This window comes from Pseudomonas mangiferae (genome assembly GCF_007109405.1).
GTDB lineage: Bacteria > Pseudomonadota > Gammaproteobacteria > Pseudomonadales > Pseudomonadaceae > Pseudomonas_T > Pseudomonas_T mangiferae.
In genome coordinates, this window is sequence record NZ_VJOY01000003.1 from 97310 (window position 1) to 114925 (window position 17616).

14 protein-coding genes are annotated in these 17616 nt (G+C 69.6%); 6 read left to right on the top strand and 8 right to left on the bottom strand.

Annotated elements, in window-relative coordinates; genetic code table 11:
- Nucleotides 1–12 precede the first annotated feature (12 nt).
- The 4 genes from ngg to FM069_RS04800 all read left to right on the top strand — a co-directional run bounded on the left by ngg (nt 13) and on the right by FM069_RS04800 (nt 6337).
- Entirely contained in the window at nt 13–1776 is a 1764-nt protein-coding gene (ngg, locus tag FM069_RS04785) for an N-acetylglutaminylglutamine synthetase (protein WP_143487150.1), read from the top strand.
- A 56-nt stretch (nt 1777–1832) separates the two neighbouring features.
- Nucleotides 1833–3029: an osmoprotectant NAGGN system M42 family peptidase gene (locus tag FM069_RS04790; RefSeq protein WP_143487151.1), complete on the top strand. Its 1197-nt coding sequence runs from the start codon at nt 1833–1835 to the stop codon at nt 3027–3029.
- Between the two features lie 132 nt (nt 3030–3161).
- Entirely contained in the window at nt 3162–5915 is a 2754-nt protein-coding gene (locus tag FM069_RS04795; protein ID WP_143487152.1) for a hybrid sensor histidine kinase/response regulator, read from the top strand.
- 188 nt (nt 5916–6103) lie between these two features.
- Entirely contained in the window at nt 6104–6337 is a 234-nt protein-coding gene (locus FM069_RS04800) for a YheU family protein (RefSeq protein WP_143487153.1), read from the top strand.
- Between the two features lie 9 nt (nt 6338–6346).
- Here the strand turns inward: FM069_RS04800 and FM069_RS04805 are convergent, their stop codons facing one another.
- From FM069_RS04805 to FM069_RS04835, 7 genes are all read right to left on the bottom strand, one after another.
- A complete protein-coding gene (locus FM069_RS04805; RefSeq protein WP_143487154.1) occupies nt 6347–6679 on the bottom strand; it encodes a YnfA family protein in 333 nt (110 codons plus the stop codon).
- Between the two features lie 62 nt (nt 6680–6741).
- Nucleotides 6742–7161, bottom strand: a complete 420-nt coding sequence (locus FM069_RS04810) for a hypothetical protein (protein WP_143487155.1) — start codon at nt 7159–7161, stop codon at nt 6742–6744.
- 85 nt (nt 7162–7246) lie between these two features.
- Nucleotides 7247–8404 carry an MFS transporter gene (locus FM069_RS04815; RefSeq protein WP_143487156.1) on the bottom strand — a complete coding sequence of 386 codons (1158 nt, stop codon included), beginning with the start codon at nt 8402–8404 and terminating at the stop codon, nt 7247–7249.
- An 87-nt stretch (nt 8405–8491) separates the two neighbouring features.
- A complete protein-coding gene (locus FM069_RS04820) occupies nt 8492–9307 on the bottom strand; it encodes an SDR family oxidoreductase (protein WP_143487157.1) in 816 nt (271 codons plus the stop codon).
- Between the two features lie 370 nt (nt 9308–9677).
- Nucleotides 9678–10013: an NIPSNAP family protein gene (locus tag FM069_RS04825; protein ID WP_143487158.1), complete on the bottom strand. Its 336-nt coding sequence runs from the start codon at nt 10011–10013 to the stop codon at nt 9678–9680.
- A gap of 30 nt (nt 10014–10043) precedes the next feature.
- Nucleotides 10044–11189 (bottom strand): serine hydrolase domain-containing protein, encoded by a 1146-nt coding sequence (locus FM069_RS04830; protein ID WP_143487159.1) that lies wholly within the window; start codon nt 11187–11189, stop codon nt 10044–10046.
- Between the two features lie 58 nt (nt 11190–11247).
- Nucleotides 11248–13857 carry a beta-agarase gene (locus FM069_RS04835; protein ID WP_407681558.1) on the bottom strand — a complete coding sequence of 870 codons (2610 nt, stop codon included), beginning with the start codon at nt 13855–13857 and terminating at the stop codon, nt 11248–11250.
- 128 nt (nt 13858–13985) lie between these two features.
- Here FM069_RS04835 and FM069_RS04840 point away from each other — a divergent pair, with 128 nt between their 5' ends.
- A complete protein-coding gene (locus FM069_RS04840; RefSeq protein WP_143487160.1) occupies nt 13986–14807 on the top strand; it encodes an HDOD domain-containing protein in 822 nt (273 codons plus the stop codon).
- 60 nt (nt 14808–14867) lie between these two features.
- Here FM069_RS04840 and dinG read toward each other — a convergent pair whose 3' ends face one another.
- Nucleotides 14868–17012: an ATP-dependent DNA helicase DinG gene (gene dinG, locus FM069_RS04845; protein WP_143487161.1), complete on the bottom strand. Its 2145-nt coding sequence runs from the start codon at nt 17010–17012 to the stop codon at nt 14868–14870.
- Nucleotides 17013–17097: 85 nt separating this feature from the next.
- Here dinG and FM069_RS04850 point away from each other — a divergent pair, with 85 nt between their 5' ends.
- On the top strand, nt 17098–17559 hold the full coding sequence (locus tag FM069_RS04850) for a CopD family protein (RefSeq protein WP_143487162.1): 462 nt from the start codon (nt 17098–17100) through the stop codon (nt 17557–17559).
- Nucleotides 17560–17616: the final 57 nt, after the last annotated feature.

Below are 17616 nucleotides of genomic sequence, written 5' to 3' on the forward strand. Positions count from 1 at the left end.
AGATACCGCATCATGATCAAAGGATCGGCCGGCCACCCCCTGCCCACCCATGCCCAGCAGCGCCTGCAGCGCGGCCAGGCGCCCACCTACGAACGCCTGCGCGCCCAACTGGCGGAAGACCACCAGGACAAGGCCTGCGTGGCGAAGGCCCTGCATTGCGGCTGGGGCCGCCTGCTCCTCGGCCACACCTACCCGGACCCCGCGCGCCTGGCGGCGGACATCCTCGAGGAGAGCCCCGGCGAGCGGGATATCGCCCTCTACGTCGCCGCGCCCCAGCAGGTACTCGCCCAGGCACCGCAACAGTTGTTCCTCGACCCGTCGGACACCCTGCGCCTGTGGTTCAGCGACTACCGCCCGGCGCGCCGGGCGTTCCGCGGCTTCCGCATCCGCCGCGCCTACCGTTACGAAGACTGGACCGCCATTAACCAGCTCTACCGCAGCCGCGGCATGCTGCCGGTGCAGCCGACGCGGATCACCCCGCGCCACCAGGGCGGGCCGGTGTACTGGCTGGCCGAGGACAGCGCCAGCGGCCAGGTGGTGGGCAGCGTCATGGGCCTGAACCACGTGCGCGCCTTCGCCGACCCCGAAGGGGGCTCCAGCCTCTGGTGCCTCGCGGTGGCGCCGGACTGCCGGCGCCCCGGCGTCGGCGAGGCCCTGGTCCGCCACCTGGTGGAACACTTCATGGGCCGCGGGCTGAGCTACCTGGACCTGTCGGTGTTGCACAACAACAAGCAGGCCAAGGCGCTCTACGCCAAGCTGGGCTTCCGCGACCTGGCCACCTTCGCCATCAAGCGCAAGAACGGCATCAACCAGCAGCTGTTCCTCGGCCCCGGGCCGGAGGAAGACCTCAACCCCTACGCGCGGATCATCGTCGACGAGGCCCATCGTCGTGGCATCGAAGTGCGGGTGGACGACGCCCGCGCCGGCCTGTTCACCCTCACCCACGGCGGCCGCCGGGTGCGCTGCCGGGAGTCGCTGTCGGACCTCACCAGCGCGGTGAGCATGACCCTCTGCCAGGACAAGACCCTCACCCACCGGGTGCTGCGCCAGGCCGGTATCCAGGTGCCCGCCCAGCGACGCGCCGGTACCCCGGAGGAGAACAGCCTGTTCCTCGCCGAACATGGTCGGGTGGTGGTCAAGCCGGTCGACGGCGAGCAGGGCAAGGGCGTGGCGGTGGACCTGCGCAGCGACGAGGAGATCGCCAAGGCGATCCGCGCCGCCCAGCGCTTCGACGCCAACGTGCTGCTGGAAAGTTTCCACGAGGGCTTCGACCTGCGCATCGTGGTGATCGGCTACGAAGTGGTGGCCGCCGCCATCCGCCGCCCGGCGGAAGTGGTGGGCGACGGCCAGCACAGCATCCGCGCCTTGATCGAGACCCAGAGCCGGCGGCGCCAGGCGGCCACCGGCGGCGAGAGCCGCATCCCCCTGGACGGGGAAACCGAACGCACCCTGAAGGCGGCCGGCTACGGTTACTCCAGCGTGCTGCCGGCAGGCACCCGGCTGTTCGTCCGGCGCACCGCCAACCTGCACACTGGCGGCACCCTGGAAGACGTCACCGGCACCCTCCACCCGCAGCTGGCGGACGCCGCCATCCGCGCAGCCCGAGCCCTGGAGATTCCGGTGGTGGGGTTGGACCTGCTGGTTCCCGCGGCGGACCGTCCGGAGTACGTGATGATCGAGGCCAACGAGCGCGTCGGCCTCGCCAACCACCAGCCCCAACCCACGGCGGAGCGCTTCATCGACCTGCTGTTCCCCCTCAGCCAGGCGCCCGCCTGATCCCCATGCCCCGCCCGGCCTCGCGCCGGGCGGCCGGCCCGTGCGGAGGAAACCCCATGGCCCACGACCTGCCCGAACCCGACCTGGACTACCTGCGCAAGGTGCTCCTGGAAATGCTCGCCATCCCCAGCCCCACCGGTTTCACCGACACGATCGTGCGCTACGTCGCCGAACGCCTGGAAGAGATCGGCATCCCCTTCGAACTGACCCGCCGCGGCACCATCCGCGCCACCCTCGTCGGCCGCCGCAGCAGCCCCGACCGGGCGCTGTCGGCGCACCTGGACACCATTGGCGCCATCGTCCGCGACTACAAGGACAACGGCCGCCTGGCCCTGTCGCCAGTGGGCTGCTGGTCCAGCCGCTTCGCCGAAGGCAGCCGGGTCAGCGTGTTCACCGACCACGGCGTGCTGCGCGGCAGCGTGCTGCCGCTGCTGGCCTCCGGGCATGCCTTCAACACCGAGGTGGACAGCCTGCCGGTGAGCTGGGACCACGTGGAGCTGCGCCTGGACGCCTACAGCACCACCCGCGCCGACTGCGCCGCCCTGGGGGTCTCAGTGGGCGACTTCGTCGCCTTCGACCCATTGCCGGAATTCACCGAGAGCGGCCACATCAGCGCCCGCCACCTGGACGACAAGGCCGGGGTCGCCGCCCTGCTGGCGGCGCTGAAGGCGGTCAAGGAAAGCGGTCGCGAGCCGCCCATCGACTGCCACCCGCTGTTCACCATCACCGAAGAGATCGGCTCTGGCTCGGCGGCCGCCCTGCCTTGGGACGTCAGCGAGTTCGTCGGCATCGACATCGCGCCGGTGGCCGCCGGCCAGCAGTCCAGCGAGCACGCGGTGACCGTGGCCCTGCAGGACTCCGGCGGCCCCTACGACTACCACCTGTCGCGGCACCTGCTGCGGCTGGCCGACCACCACGCCATTCCCATCCGCCGCGACCTGTTCCGCTACTACCACAGCGACGCCCAGTCGGCGATCGCCGCCGGCCACGACATCCGCACCGCGCTCCTGGCCTTCGGCTGCGACGCCACCCACGGCTACGAGCGCACCCACGTCGACAGCCTGGCGGCCCTGAGCCGCCTGCTCAGCGCCTATATCCTCAGCCCGCCGGTGTTCGCCAGCGACGCGCAGCCGGCCCAGGCGTCCCTGGAGCCGTTCAGCCACCAGCTGGAGCATGCCGCGCAGATGGAGACCGAGACCCGGGTGCCCACCGTGGAAAGCCTGGTCCCGGTAAGCGACGACGACCCGGAGTGACTCGGCCGCCGGCCGTGAAGTAACCCTGCTTGCGTTTGGCCACCGTTGCCGGCGCGGGTGGCCACAGGCAGAGTGGCGCCCGGGAAATCGTTCGCACGAGGCGAGCGGGATAAGTACAAGAAGAGGTCCGGAATGCCTCGCCTGGGACTGTGGTTGTCACTGCTGGTGTTCTGCGCGCCGCTCTGGGCCTTCGACAGCGTACGGCTGGACCGGGATGACCTGCGCCTGCCCCTGGGGCACGCCATGGGCTACCTGGAGGACCCCAGCGGCGAACTGCGTTTCCAGGACGTCCAGGGTTTGCCGGACAGCGCCTTCACCGCCATCCAGGGCGAGCACGCCAACCTCGGCAAGAACGCCTCCGTCTGGTGGTTCCGCCTGAGCCTGGACAACCGCCTGGAACGCCCGCTGCAGGGCTACTTGGAGATCAACTACCCGCTGCTGGACCTGCTGGATCTGTACCTGGTCGACCCCGATGGCAACGTGGAGACCCAGCAGAGCGGCGACCGCTTCGCCTTCGCCCATCGCACCGTACAGGTGCGCAACTTCTGGTTTCCCACCCGCCTGCCCCCCGGCAAGACCACCGTGCTGCTGCGGGTGGAAAGCACCAGCACGATCTTCGTGCCGATCTTCTTCAGCACCTACAACGCCAGCGCCGCCGCCCAGGAGAACCTGATGGGGTTCAACGGGGCCTTCTACGGCGTGCTGTTCGCGATGTTCTTCTACAACCTGTTCCTCTACCTGTCCCTGCGCGAGCCCGCCTACTTCTGGTACCTGGCCTACAACCTCAACGTCGGGCTGTTCGCCGCCTGCTTCGACGGCATGCTGTTCAAGCTGCTGCCGGAGCACGTTGCCCTGCAGTCGGTGAGCATCTACATCCTGATGTTCATGCACTGCCTGACGGCCATCCAGTTCAGCCGCCACTTCCTCCACGCCCGGCAGTTCTTCCCGCGCCTGGACCTGGCCCTGCGCGGGCTGATGGGGGTCACCGTGGTCTGCCTGCTGTCGGCGCCGCTGATCGGCCTGCAGGCCTGGAACATCCTCGCCAGCCTCACCGTGCTGGCGGTGTCCTTCGTCCTGCTGATGTCCGGCGCCTACATCTGGCGCCGCGGCCTACGCTTCGGCTCCTACTACATCCTGGCCTGGAGCATCCTGCTGTTCGCCTTCATCCAGGCCACCACCGGCTCCCTGGGGCTGGAGATCTTCGGCATCTTCGGCGCCACGGTGGTGAAGATCGGCGTGACCATCGAGCTGATCACCCTCTCCATCGGCCTGGCGGACCGCATCAACATGCTCAAGGAAGAAGGCTTCCGCTCGCGCCAGGCGGCCGAGCAGGCGCATATCGAGAGCCAGGCCAAGAGCCGCTTCCTGGCCAAGATGAGCCACGAGATCCGCACCCCGCTCAACGGTGTGCTGGGCATGCTGCAGCTGCTCCGGGAAACCCAGTTGAACCGCAGCCAGCGCTTCTACGTGGACACCATCTCCAGCTCCGGCAGCGCGCTGATGGCGGTGATCAACGACATCCTCGACTACGCCCGCATCGAGTCCGGCAAGCTCAGTCTGGAAGAGATCGAGTTCGACCTGGAGCAACTGGTCTCCGACACCCTCAGCCTGTTCACCGCCCAGGCCCTGGAGAAGCGCCTGCGCCTCTACGTCAGCCTGGAGGGCGGCGTGCCGCGTCGCCTGGTGGGCGACCCCACGCGCCTCAAGCAGGTGCTGATGAACCTGCTGAGCAACGCCCTCAAGTTCACCGCCGAGGGCCACGTGGCCCTCAGCGTGTGCCGCCGCGAGGATTCCTTCGGCCAGGCCCAGCTGGTGTTCGCCGTAAGCGACAGCGGCATCGGCATCCGCCCGGAATCCCTCGGCCAGCTGTTCGACTCTTTCGCCCAGGGCGACTCCAGCACCACCCGCCGCTACGGCGGCAGCGGCCTGGGCCTGGCGATCAGCAAGGAACTGGTGGAGATGATGGGTGGCCGCATGGAGGTGCAGAGCACCGTCGGCCAGGGCACCCGCTTCGCCTTCGACATCCCCCTCAAAGGACCCGGCATGGAAGACGACGACCTGGCCCAGCTGTTGCGCGGCCGCACCGCCCTGCTCGCCTCCCTCGATGGCCTCGGCCTGGACGCCCTGAGCCGCCTGCTGGGGCGCTGGGGCATGCGCACCGAACGGTGCCAGAACCCCGAGTGCCTGGTGGCGAGCTTCGCGGAATTCACCGCACCGCCGCTGCTGGTGCTGATGGCGCCCTGGCCCGGGCAGGCCGCCCACTGGCTGGACGCACTGCGCCCGCGCCTGGCGCCCGGTCAGCCGGTCCTGCTGCTGTGCCCGCCGGAACACTGCCAGCACCTGCCGGCCCAGGACGGCCTGCGCCTGCTGGGGCTGGCCCAGCCCCTGAGCATCGCCACGCTGCGCGATGCCTTGCTGGAACTGCACCGCGAGCCGGTGCCGCCGCCCTCGCCCGCGCCGCGCCCGGCGCTGCCCAGCACCGGCAGCGCGCCGTGCATCCTGGTGGCGGAGGACAACCCGGTGAACCAGATGGTGGTGCAGGGTTTCCTGCGCAAGCGCGGCTACGCGGTGCGCCTGGTCAACGACGGCAGCGCCGCGGTAGCCGAGTACCGCCGGGCGCCGGAGGCGATCCAGCTGATCCTGATGGACTGCGAGATGCCGGAGATGGACGGCTTCGAGGCGACCCGGGCAATTCGCCGCCTGGAGCAGGAGCGCCAGTTGCCCGCGGTGCCCATCGTTGCCCTCACCGCGCACATCTTCGACGAGCACCGCGAGGCCGGCGCCGCCGCCGGCATGGACGGCTTCCTCGGCAAGCCCCTGGACAGCACCCTGTTCTACGCGACCTTGGAGCGCTTCCTGGCGCGGGAAAAAGCCAATGCCACCTGAGTGGCTGGCCCTGGAGCTGGGGGCAGTTCCGCGGGCACATGCCCGCGCTCGGTGAAGCCTCGCCAGAAATGGGCTCGGCATGCGCCGCTCCCCCTCGTAAACTCCGCGTCCTCGCCCGTTTCTGCCTCGCCTGATCGTCGCTCGACGGCTTGCGTACGGAACCTGGCAGCCCGCCCCCAGGAGGCCCCATGCTGATCCCCCACGACCTGCTCGAACCCGACACCCTGACTCGCCTGATCGAAGACTTCGTCACCCGCGAAGGCACCGACAACGGCGACGAGACGCCCCTCGAAACCCGGGTCGAACGGGTCCGTCATGCCCTGGCGAAGGGCCAGGCGGTGATCGTCTTCCACGCCGACAGCCAGCAGTGCCAGCTGATGCTCAGGCGCGACGTGCCCAAGGAGTGGCTGGACGAGGCCTGAGCAGCGGCGTCAGGGCACGCCGAGGCGCGCGCCGAAGAGGATCACGCTGGCCCCCAGCAGGCAGAGCCCGGCGCCCAGCCAGTCGGTGAACAGCGGCCGGCCCTTCTCCACCAGCACCAGCCAGAGCAGCGACGCGACGATGTAGATGCCCCCGTAGGCGGCGTAGGCGCGCCCGGCCTGGGCTGCCTCGACCCGGGTCAGCAGCACCGCGAACAGCACCAGGCTGAGCACGCCCGGCACCAGCCAGAGGGGGCTTCGCGCCACGCGCAACCAGCTCCAGAAGGCGAAGCAGCCGACGATTTCCAGGAACGCGGCGAGGAAGAACCACAGGTAGTTGAGCATGGCGGGATCGAGAGCGGCGGAACGGACCGCCAGGGTACCCGAGCGGCGACGCGGGCGCTGCCTCAGCTGCCCAGGCCGCTTTCCCGCTCCCAGGCGCAGCGCACCCGCAGGGCCTCGTCGGAGGGGCTGTGGTAGCCCTGGTCGCTTTCCCAGCGGAAGGTGTGGGTGCCGTTCAGCTCGGTCTCCAGGTGCACCACCACGCTGGTCCAGTAGAGCCGCTTGAGCAGCGCCTCGAACTGCTCGACCCACAGCGCCCACTCGTACTCCACGGCCTTGTAGCTGGCGCCGAAGTGGATGACCTGGCTCTGGTAGAGGCCTTCCCCCTGTTGGGCACAGCAGGAGAACATCTGCCGGCCGAGGAACGCCGCCTCGGCCGGCAGCCGCGCCAGCACGCGGCGGTTCAGCGCCCGCCGCAGGCGGCTCTCGCCGGCTTCCGCCGACCAGTCGCGGATACGGCCGTAGACGATGGATTCAGACTCCACGCGGAGCTCCTGCTAGAACGGTGCAGCCTTCTAACACAGGCCACGGCGCGATTGAAGCCGGCCTCGCGCGAACGCGACGGCGGTCTCAGTCGGCACGCCGCGGACGCAGCAGACGGGCCAGCACCGACATCCCCAGGGCCAGGGCGGTCATCACCAGGAACGGCAAGCGGTAGCCACCGGACAGGTCGCGGCCCAGGCCGATCAGGATCGGCATCACGCAGCTCATGCCGTAGCCGGCGCAAAGCATCATGGCGGTCCAACGGCTCACCTCCAGGGGGCTGTGCACCTCGTACAGCGGCAGCACCAGGGACAGGGAGAACGACCCGCTGAGGGCGAAGCCCAGCAGCACCATGCACGCCTCGGGGTAGAAGGTGGGCGCCAGGGCCACCAGGCCCAGACAGAGGGTCGCGGTGACGCCGCAGGCCAGCAGCAGGTGGTGGCGGCAGTCGAAGCGCTGGGCCAGCCAGGGCAGCAGGAATGCGCTGGGCAGCCCCACCAGCATGAAGGTGCTGAACAGCGCGGTGCTGTGCAACTGGCTCAGGCCCGCCTCGTGGTAGCGCGCCACCAGCCAGGTGGCCAGGGTGTAGAACTGGCCGGCCTGGATCGCGAAAAAACCGGTGATCAACCAGGCGCGCGGCTCGCCCCAGGGCAGGCCGCCGGCCGGGGCATTGACCGCACCCTCGCGGCGGCCCGGCAGGCGCAGCCAGAGCAGCATCGCCAGCAGCGCCGGCAGGGCCCAGAACGCCAGGCCCAGGGACCAGTCGTCGCCGAAGGCCTGGGTCAGCGGCGCGCTGAACACCGCGCCGCTGGCGCCGCCGATGGACATGCTCAGGGAGTACCAGCCCACTACCCGGCCGACGTGATCGACGAAGTGCCGCTTGATGAAGCCCGACATCAGCGGGCCGGCCACGGCGATGCCGGTGCCCAGCACCACCGCGCTGCCGATCAGCACGCCGTCGGCGCGGCCGGCCAGGCGCAGCAGCAGGGCGACGGCGATCAGCCCCAGGCAGAAGGCGATGGTGCGCTCCAGGCCGATGCGCAAGGCCAGGCGCGGCGCCAGGGGCGCCAGCAGGCCCATGCAGAGTACCGGGAGGGCGGTGGTGAGGCTGATCAGCCCGCGGCTGAGGTGGAGGTCGCCGGCGATCCGTTCGATCAGCGGCGCGAGGGAGGTGATGCCGGGGCGAAGATTGATCGCCGCCAGCACCAGGGCCAACATCGGAATGGCCCGGGTCACGGATTTCACAAGCAGTCCATCGGTAGAGCGGCCGGCAGGCCAGGACCGGCCACCCTACCGCGCGAGCCGCGGCAGGACAACCCTGGCTCCCCCGGATCAGCCGGCCTGGCGCCCCTTGGCGCGCATCTTCCCGGCCATGGCGGTCATCTCGTCGTAGAGCAGCTGGGGGTCCCGCTGCTTGAGGGCCCAGGCGGCCCGGCCCTGCTCGTGGGGCAGGATCAGGAAGGTGCCCTTGGCCACCTCCGCGTAGACGTGCTCGGCGATGTCGCCGGCGCTGATGGGCGAGCTGGCCAGCAGCTTGCCCACCTGCTCCTTCATGACCGGGGTGGGGCCGCGGAAGGAATCCAGCAGGTTGGTCTGGAAGAACGACGGGCAGACCACGTGGACGCCGACGCCCTCCCCCTTCAGCTCTGCCAGCAGGCTTTCCGAGAGCGCCACTACGCCGGCCTTGGCGACGTTGTAGTTGCTCATGGCCGGGCCCTGCATCAGCGCCGCCATGGACGCGATGTTGACGATCCGACCGCCGCTGCGCTGCAGCAGCGGCAGGAACGCCTTGCAGCCCTTGACCACGCCCATCAGGTTGATCGCGATCTGCCAGTCCCAGTCTTCCAGGCTGAGTTCCTCGAAGAAGCCCCCGGACGCCACCCCGGCGTTGTTGACGATGATGTCGATGCCGCCGAACTTCTCCTCGCAGGCTTGGGCGAAAGCGGTGAGCTGGCTGTAGTCGCGCACGTCGCAACGCTGGGTGAAGCCGTCGCCACCGGCGGCTCGCACCGCTTGCAGGGTCTCCGCCAGGCCGGCCTCGTTGATGTCGGACAGCGCCAGGCGCCAGCCTTCCCGCGCCCAGCGCAGGGCGAGCTCGCGGCCCAGGCCGGAACCGGCCCCGGTGATCATGATGCGGTTGTTCTGCATGGGGTTGCCTTCTGGTGGCGGAACGTGCCGGCAGTGTAGCCAAGGCCCCGGTGGTTCCGGCGCGTCATCAGGACGCTGAATGACGATGGCAAACGCCACGCATCCCGCGGAGTCCGTGCCTCGGAGCATGGCGATACGCGTGGCGAGTCGGCCGGGTGGAGAGCCAGGGGCGTTCAGCGTGGATCGAGCCGGAACAGTGCCGGTACCGTGACCGGAACAGGGCAACGATGGCCCTGCGCCGCGGAAGCGCGGGGCGGCGCGGTGCCCGTCTGCATCGACACCCTAGGCGGGCATCGGCGGATGGGAAACAGCCCGGGCGATACGGGCACTGTCTGGGTCGTCGATGCGGGCGCCAGGCGCCCTTGTGACGTCAGTCGGCCGGGGTAACCGGCGCCCCGGGCGAGTCGAACACCGGCCGGAAGAAACTGCGCTCGTAGCTGAGGATGCAGCGCGTCTGCTCCGCGTAGGCGAATGCCGCCTGGCACTCGGCATCCTCCAGGGAGCGCTCCCGGTAATGTTCGTACGCCGCCAGGCTGGGGAAGGTGAACAGCGCCAGGGCCACGTTGCTGGCGCCCTCGGAGGGCAGGAAGTAGCCATGGTGGCGCCCGCCGAAACGCTCCACCAGGGGAATCCAGAGTGTTCCGTAGTGCTCGAATTCCTTCAGCTTGTACGGATCGATGAGGTAGCGCAGGTAGCAGGTGACCATGGAACGCTCCGTGGGGAAGAAGAGGATCGACTACAGGCAGTCGCCCAGGACTCGGGCCAGGCGCTGGGCCCGCGGGTCCATCAGCAAGTAGGGGCCGAGGGTATTGGTGACGAAGCCGAAGGCCACGTCCCGCTCGGGATCGGCGAAGCCGGTGGAGCCGCCGGCGCCGGGGTGGCCGAAGGCACGGGGGCCAAGGCCATAGGTAGCGTTGGCCACGTCCGGCTGGTCGAGCATGCAGCCGAGGCCGAAGCGCGTGCGGGTCAGCAGGGTGCGGTCTTCGCCGGTGCCGTGCTCCCGAGTCAGCTCTGCCAGGGCCTCGCTGTCCAGCAGGCTGCCGTCCAGCAGGCCGGCATAGAGCCCGGCCAGGCTGCGGGCGTTGCCGTGGCCGTTGGCGGCCGGTTGCTGCATGCGCCGCCATTCCGGCCTGTTGGTGCTGGTGAGCACCGACGGCGGGTTGGCGAAGGCCAGGCTGGGCATGGAGCGCGGCTCGCCCATGGTGGTCTTGAGCAGGCGCTGGGCCGCCTCATCGCCGCGGTTGCCCTTGGCCCGGGAGATATGCGCCACCCGCGGGAATTCGGCGTCGTCGAGGCCGATGTGCAGGTCGAGCCCAAGCGGCGCGGCGATCCGGGCGACGATCGCCTCCCCCGGCCCGCGGCCGCTGGCCAGGCGGATCATTTCCCCCACCAGCCAGCCGTAGGTGAGCGGCGCATAGCCCTGGCCGTCGCCGGGCGTCCACCAGGGCGCCTGCTGCTCCAGGGCATGGATCATCGCCTGCCAGTCATACAGGGCCTCCGCCGGCAGCGGCGCGGCGATGGCCGGCAACCCGGCCTGGTGGCAGAGCACCTGGCGCAAGGTGATGCGCGACTTGCCGGCGGCGGCGAAGGCCGGCCAGCGTGCGGCCATGGGCGCGTCCAGGTCCAGCTTGCCTTCGCTGGCCAGCTGCAGGACGGTCACCGCGGCCAGGGGCTTGGTGCAGGAGAACAGATTGAGCAGGGTATCGGCCTGCCAGCGCTCTTCGGGATCGCGCCCGGCGACCCCGGCCCAGAGGTCCACCACGGTTTCGCCGCCCACCTGCACGCAGAGCGCGGCGCCGCGCGCCTGGGGATCGTCGAACAGCGCGGCGAACGCGTCCTTCAACGGCTCGAAGGCCAGATCGAAATAACCCTGTACCTGCACCAATGCGTTCCTCGGTCCATGGAGCGAAGGAGCCGGCGCCCGAGGCACCGGCCCGGTTTCACGGCTGGCGGGCCGCGTCGTCGCGCGTCGTGTCGGCCTTTCCGGCATCGCCTGGCGCGGCGGCCTTCGGCGCCTGGTCGGACGATGAGTTGGCAGCCGGCGCCCCGGAGGCCGGCGCAGCGGCGCCGGAGGCAGCGGGCTGGGGTTCGGCCGGCTTGACGTCAGGAGCCGGGGCATTCGCAGCCGGCGCGGCGGAACCCGCTGCCGGCTTGGACGCTTCGGGCTGGTCCTTGCCGGCGGCATCGGGCGCCTTCGGCTCGGCCGCTTTCGCCGGAGCCGACTCGGTCTTCCGGGAAGCGTCGGCGGCCGGATGACCGGCCGCGTCCTTCAGCGGCTTGGTCGTCGGCACCGCGTGCTCGGGCGCCGTGTCGGCATCGACCGGCTTGGCATCCGGGGCGGCGGGCTTGTCGGGGGACGCAGCCGGCGCCGGGGCGCTGCCGAGGATGGTCTTGGACACCTCGAGGTTGGCCTTGCGCACGCTGTCGACGAAGCCCTGCCACGGACGGTCGGTGATCCCTACCAGGCCGAAGTGGCCGTTCTCACCGTCCAGCAAGCGACCGGTGGCAGGCTGGTCCAGGTACTGGAACCAGTGGATGCCGACGATCTGCGGCTCCGCCAGGGCCTGCTGGAGGAAGTGGGCGTAGGCCGGGCCCCGCTCTTCTTCCTTGGCCACTTCGGCCACGCCGCCCCAGAACGGCCCGCGGTCACGGGAGCCGAAGTGGAACTCGCTCACCAGCAGCGGCTTGTCCAGGCTGCGCAGCACGGCGAAGTCGTAGCCGTGCTGCGGCTCGCGGGTATAGAAGTTGAAGCTGAGCACGTCGCAGTACTGGGCGCAGGCCTCCACCGCTTCCGGGATGCTGCTGGCGAAGCGCCCGCCCAGCAGCAGGTGGTTCGGTGCGTGCCAGTCCAGGGAATCGGCGATGGTCTTGAAGTAGGTCTCGGCGTAGAGCTTCTGGAAGCGCTTGAAGTCTTCTTCGATGGCCGGGTGCTCGGGGCTCGGCATCGGCGCCTCGAAGCCCGGGTCCTCCATGAGTTCCCAGGCCTTCAGGTCGATGCCCCAGGCGGCGGACAGGCCGCCCTGGTTGCGGTACTTGTCGCGCAGTTGCTTGAGGAAAGCACGCTTGGCTGGCACGTCGGTGGTCAGGCGCAGGGTGCCGTAGGCCAGGGCATAGCGCCACTGCGGGTCTTCCGGACGCCCGGCCCAGGCCAGTTCGTTGTCGGCGAAGAAGCCGATCAGGAACGGATCGTCGCGGTGATCGCGGGCGGCGATGGCGATGGACCGCTCGGCGGCCATGGCGAAGCGCGGGTCGAAGGGGTCGGGCATGCCGCCCCACCAGTCCAGGCCGGTGCTGATGGTGGCGAAGTCGCCGTGGATGGACAGCGGCAGGGTGTAGGGCAGCTTCGGCTCGCTGGCGAAGCCTTCGTCGCTCCAGTTGCCAATGGTGTTGAAGCCCCAGGCCCGCAGTCGCTCGCCGGCCTGCTGGCGCCACTGGCCGGCATCCGGCTTGGTGCCGGCGAGGCGCTCCAGGTTGGCGCCGTAGAAGTCGTACCAGCGCCCCTGGTCGAAGGCGCGGCCCTTGTTGGCGCCGATATCGGCGGGCTTTTCCTGGCGGCCGAAGTAGGCGGCCAGGGGCTCGCCGTCCTGGGGCAGCCCGTCGAACATGGCCTCGCGGCCCTCGACGAAGGTCTGGCTCTGCCCGGCGTTGACCGCGTTCACCCCGAGGGAATAGAACGGGTTGCCGTCCGGGGTCACCAGGTACCAGCGGCCGTCACGCTTCTCGGTGCGGAAGAAGCCGGAGGCTTCGAAGTGCTGGCCGCCGGTCCAGCCGCCGAAGCGGTCCTCGGCGGGCAGTTGGGCCAGCTGCTGGTCGAGCCGCTGGCGATCCTGCTGGGCACCGCTCTTGAATTGCTCGTCGCCCTTCACCTTCTCCGGCCAGTCACCGCGGGTGTACTGCCCGTAGGCGTCCACCAGGCCCTTGTAGGCCTCGTCCTGGATGTCGCTGTCGCGGGTGCCGAAACGGCCCAGCAGAATGCTCTGGGCCACGTCCGGCTTGTCCAGGGCGATGACCACTTGCTGCACCTGGCTGAGGTCCAGCTCGCCGTCCACGGTATCCGCCAGCAGCGCCCGCTTGTTGCCGCGCACCCATGGCATCGGCGGCGCGGCGCGCATGCCGCGGGCCTTCGGCGACGTGGCGGCGAGGGGGATCAGGAGGGTCTGGGCCGGCCCGGCCGGCAGGGCGATGCGGGTGTGCAGGGTCTTGCCGTCGGCACTGGTGATGGTCACGTCCAGGGTCAGGGCCCAGTCCATGGCGTTCTGGATGCGCAGGCTCATGGCATGGCTCTGGCTCCAGTCCCAGGTGCCGGTCTGCGGCGCCAGGCGGAAGTTGGGGTGTTCGCCAGCATTGAAGGTGAGGCGACGCAGAACCTCGCCTTCCGGGGTGGTCTCGGCGGTGATGCTGGGCAGACTGGCGTTCTCGGTGGTCACCTGCACCGCATCCAGCGGCCGCACGAAGTTGAACAGGCTCTGGCCGTCGGCCGCACCGGCCGTCCCGGCGACGCCGAGCAGAACGGCCATCAGCAGTTTGCTCAACGCACTACTTTGACGCATAGGTCTTCCTCTCTGGACAGCGATCCCGACGCGATCCGCGTCCGCTGCATAAAAAAACGTTACGGGCAGAAAAAAAGCCGCCGGCTGGCTATGGTTTTTGATAGCCCCTCAAAGCCGGAGAGTTTCGCATGGATATCAACGCCCTGTTCGACCAGTTGCATACTCTACCCACCATTCCCAAGGTGGCACAGGATCTGATCCTGCAATTCGACAACCCCCACACCAGCCTGGACGCGGTGGCGCGCAACATCGCGCTGGACCCGGTGATCGCCGCCAAGGTGCTGCGCCTGGCCAACTCCGCGCGCTTCCGTGGCGCCCGGGAGGCCACCAGCGTCGAGGACGCGGCCATGCGCCTGGGCTTCAACACCCTGCGCACCCTGGTCCTGGCCTCCGCCGTGACCGGCGCCTTCAAGGCCGACACCGGGTTCGACCTGAAGGGCTTCTGGACCCACAGCTTCCAGGTGGCGAGCATCTGCCGGCTGCTGGCCAAGCAGCGCGGCGTGGCGGCGGAAACGGCCTTTACCTGCGGAATGATGCACAACATCGGCGAACTGCTGATCCAGACCGGCGCCAGCGACATGGCGGGCACGCTCAACCGCAGCAAGACTGACGCCGCCGGGCGCGTGGCAGTTGAGACGTTGCAGCTCGGTTTCGGGTTCCCGGAAGTGGGCGCGGAACTGGCGCGGCGCTGGCAGCTGCCGCAGCTGATCCAGCAGGCCATCGCCTACCAGGCGCGGCCGCTGCAGGCGCCGGCGGACATGCCGCTGCCGCGGCTGGTGGCCCAGGCGGTGCTGATCGCCGAAGCGCTGCGCCAGCACGAGGGCGCGACCCAGGACGCCCGGGATTCCCTGGAAGGCCCGCTGTTCGAAGGGCTGGACCTGGATGCCCTGTTCGCCGAGCTGCCGACGGTCCTGGAGGCGGACAAAGCCTTCGCCGAGCTGCTCAACTGATATTCAGCGCCTCCCAGGCCGGCCGCGAGACCCGCGTTCGTGGCAGTACCGGCCTCTCCCCTAGGCGATTTCCCGCCGGAACGGCGGCAAGGCATTGAGAATCGCCTTGCCATAGCGCTGGGTCACCAGGCGCCGGTCCAGCAAGGTGATGGTCCCCCGATCCTCTTCGGTCCGCAGCAGCCGCCCGCAGGCCTGTACCAGCCGCAGCGAGGCGTCGGGCACCGCGATCTCCATGAACGGGTTGCCGCCACGGGCCTCGATCCACTCCGCCAGCGCCGCTTCCACCGGGTCGTCCGGAACCGCGAAGGGAATCTTGGCGATCACCACGTGCTCGCAGTAGGCGCCGGGCAGGTCCACGCCCTCGGCGAAACTGGCCAGCCCGAACAGCACGCTGGGCGTACCCTCGTCCACCCGCGCCTTGTGCTTGTTGAGGGTTTCCTGCTTGGACAGGTTGCCCTGGATCAGCACGCACTTGCGCCAGTCCCGCTCCAGGCCGTCGAACACGTCCTGCATCTGCCGCCGCGAGGAGAACAGCACCAGGGTGCCCCGTCCCCCCTCCACCAGGGCCGGCAGTTCGCGGACGATGGCCGCGGTGTGGGCGGCGGCGTCCCGCGGGTCGGCCTTCAGATCGGGCACCCGCAGCACGCCGGCGTCGGCGTGGTGGAACGGGCTCGGCACCACCGCGGTGACCGCCGCCCGCGGCAGGCCGGCACGCATCCGGTAGCGGTCGAAAGTGCCCAGGGCGGTGAGGGTCGCCGAGGTCACCAGTGCCCCGTGGGCGACGTTCCACAGGTGACGGCGCAGGGTTTCGGCGGCCAGGATCGGGCTGGCATTGACCTCGATGTCGTACAGCGAGCCGCTTTCCGCCAGGGTCAGCCAGCGGGCCATGGGCGGGCTGTTCTCCGGGTCCTCGGCGGTGAACGCGGTCCACAGCTCCCAGTTGCCCTCGGCCCGGGCCAGCAGGCTGCCGAACAGCGGGTACCATTCCTCCGCCTGGTGGCTGGCGATGCCGACGGTGGCCTCGCCGTCCATCGCTTCCTTGAGCAACTCGGTGAGGCGGGTGAACAGGTCGTGCAGCAGGGCGAAGCCTTTCTTCAGGTCGAGGCCGATCTCCCGCAGGTGCTCCGGCACCACCCCGGCGGGGAAGCGATGGCGTGGCCGCTCGCGGCCTTCCATGTCCTCGCCGGCGCGGAAGTCCGCCAGTTCCTCGCAGGCGCTGAACATGAATTGCTGGCGGGTGCGTAGGTCGCGAGCCAGCTCCGGCACCTGTTCGATCAACCGACCGAGGTCGCCTGGCAGCGGATGCTGGGCCAGTAGCTTGGAGAGGTTCTTGGCGACCTGCTCCAGCCAGTCGGCGGTGGAGCGCAGGCGGGTGAAATGGGCGAAATGGCCGATGGCCTTGTCCGGCAGGTGATGACCTTCGTCGAACACGTACAGGGTGTCCCGGGGGTCCGGGAGGATCGCGCCGCCCCCCAGGGCCAGGTCTGCCAGGACCATGTCGTGGTTGGTGACGATCACGTCGACCTTGGTCATGCCTTCCCGGGCCCGGTAGAAGGCACACTGCTGGAAGTTCGGGCAGTGGCGATTGGTGCACTGGCTGTGGTCGGTGGTGATCCGCGCCCAGTCGGCATCCTCGATGGCCTCGGGCCAGGCATCGCGGTCGCCGTCCCAGCGGTTGCCGGCGAGCTTCTCGATCATCTGGTTGAACAGCTTCTGGCCGCGCTCGTCCACCTCCAGGCGGAACCCCTCCTCCTCGAACAGCTGGGCGGTGGCGCTCTGGGCCTGGCCTTCCTGGAGCAGCGCGTCCAGCTTCGACAGGCACAGGTAGCGGCCACGGCCCTTGGCCAGGGCGAAACTGAAGGTGAGGCCGCTGTTGCGCATCAGGTCCGGCAGGTCCTTGTGGACGATCTGTTCCTGCAGGGCCACGGTGGCGGTGGCGATCACCAGCCGCTTGCCGGCGGCCTTGGCCGCGGGAATCGCCGCCAGGCTGTAGGCCACGGTCTTGCCGGTGCCGGTGCCGGCTTCCACCGCCACCACCGCCGGCTCGCCCTGGCGGCGGTCCTCGTCATCCACCGGAATGGCGCCGAAGACCTTGGCCACTTCGGCGATCATCAGGCGCTGGCCGTAGCGGGCCTTGAGTCCCTTGGACTCGAGGAAACGCGAATAGGCGCCCTGGATCTGGGCCTTGAGTTCGGTACTGAGCATGGACGGGAGCTGGATAAATTTTCAGTGTCGCGGAGAGGCCGCTATGATAGCGCGCGTTTCGACCACCGCCACCGGAGATTGCCGAATGACCGCGTTTGCCGCCCTCTATACCCTGCACGTGCTGGCTGCCCTGGTCTGGGTCGGCGGCATGTTCTTCGCCTGGGCCGTGCTGCGCCCGGCCGCCGCGGTCCTCGACGGGCCGGCCCGGCTGACCCTATGGAACGCGGTCTTCCCGCGCTTCTTCCGCTGGGTATGGGCCGCAGTGCTGCTCCTGCCCCTGAGCGGCGTGGGCCTGCTGCACCTGGGCTTCGGCGGTTTCGACACGGCGCCGCGCTACGTGCAGGCGATGATGGGGCTGTACGTGGCGATGGTGTCGCTGTTCCTGCGCATCCAGACCCTGCACCTGCCGGGCCTGCGACGGGCGGTAGATGCCGCCGACTGGAACGAAGGCGCCCAGGGCCTGGCGCGCATCCGCCGGCTGGTGGGCCTGAACCTGCTGCTGGGGTTGAGCGTGGTGGCCCTGGGGGCTGCCCGGCCGGGCTTCTGAGGGCGGCGGACCAGCGCCCCTCTTGGGAACAGCGGCGGACAAGCGAGCCACCCGCCT

What these genes read in the sequence shown, in the direction of transcription:
- FM069_RS04820 (WP_143487157.1), bottom strand. Translation starts at nt 9,307, where the DNA reads ATGCAGAACAACCGCATCATGATCACCGGGGCCGGTTCCGGCCTGGGC.
- FM069_RS04795 (WP_143487152.1), top strand. Translation starts at nt 3,162, where the DNA reads ATGCCTCGCCTGGGACTGTGGTTGTCACTGCTGGTGTTCTGCGCGCCG.
- ngg (WP_143487150.1), top strand. Translation starts at nt 13, where the DNA reads ATGATCAAAGGATCGGCCGGCCACCCCCTGCCCACCCATGCCCAGCAG.
- FM069_RS04805 (WP_143487154.1), bottom strand. Translation starts at nt 6,679, where the DNA reads ATGCTCAACTACCTGTGGTTCTTCCTCGCCGCGTTCCTGGAAATCGTC.
- FM069_RS04835 (WP_407681558.1), bottom strand. Translation starts at nt 13,857, where the DNA reads ATGCGTCAAAGTAGTGCGTTGAGCAAACTGCTGATGGCCGTTCTGCTC.
- FM069_RS04790 (WP_143487151.1), top strand. Translation starts at nt 1,833, where the DNA reads ATGGCCCACGACCTGCCCGAACCCGACCTGGACTACCTGCGCAAGGTG.
- FM069_RS04850 (WP_143487162.1), top strand. Translation starts at nt 17,098, where the DNA reads ATGACCGCGTTTGCCGCCCTCTATACCCTGCACGTGCTGGCTGCCCTG.
- FM069_RS04825 (WP_143487158.1), bottom strand. Translation starts at nt 10,013, where the DNA reads ATGGTCACCTGCTACCTGCGCTACCTCATCGATCCGTACAAGCTGAAG.
- FM069_RS04800 (WP_143487153.1), top strand. Translation starts at nt 6,104, where the DNA reads ATGCTGATCCCCCACGACCTGCTCGAACCCGACACCCTGACTCGCCTG.
- FM069_RS04840 (WP_143487160.1), top strand. Translation starts at nt 13,986, where the DNA reads ATGGATATCAACGCCCTGTTCGACCAGTTGCATACTCTACCCACCATT.
- dinG (WP_143487161.1), bottom strand. Translation starts at nt 17,012, where the DNA reads ATGCTCAGTACCGAACTCAAGGCCCAGATCCAGGGCGCCTATTCGCGT.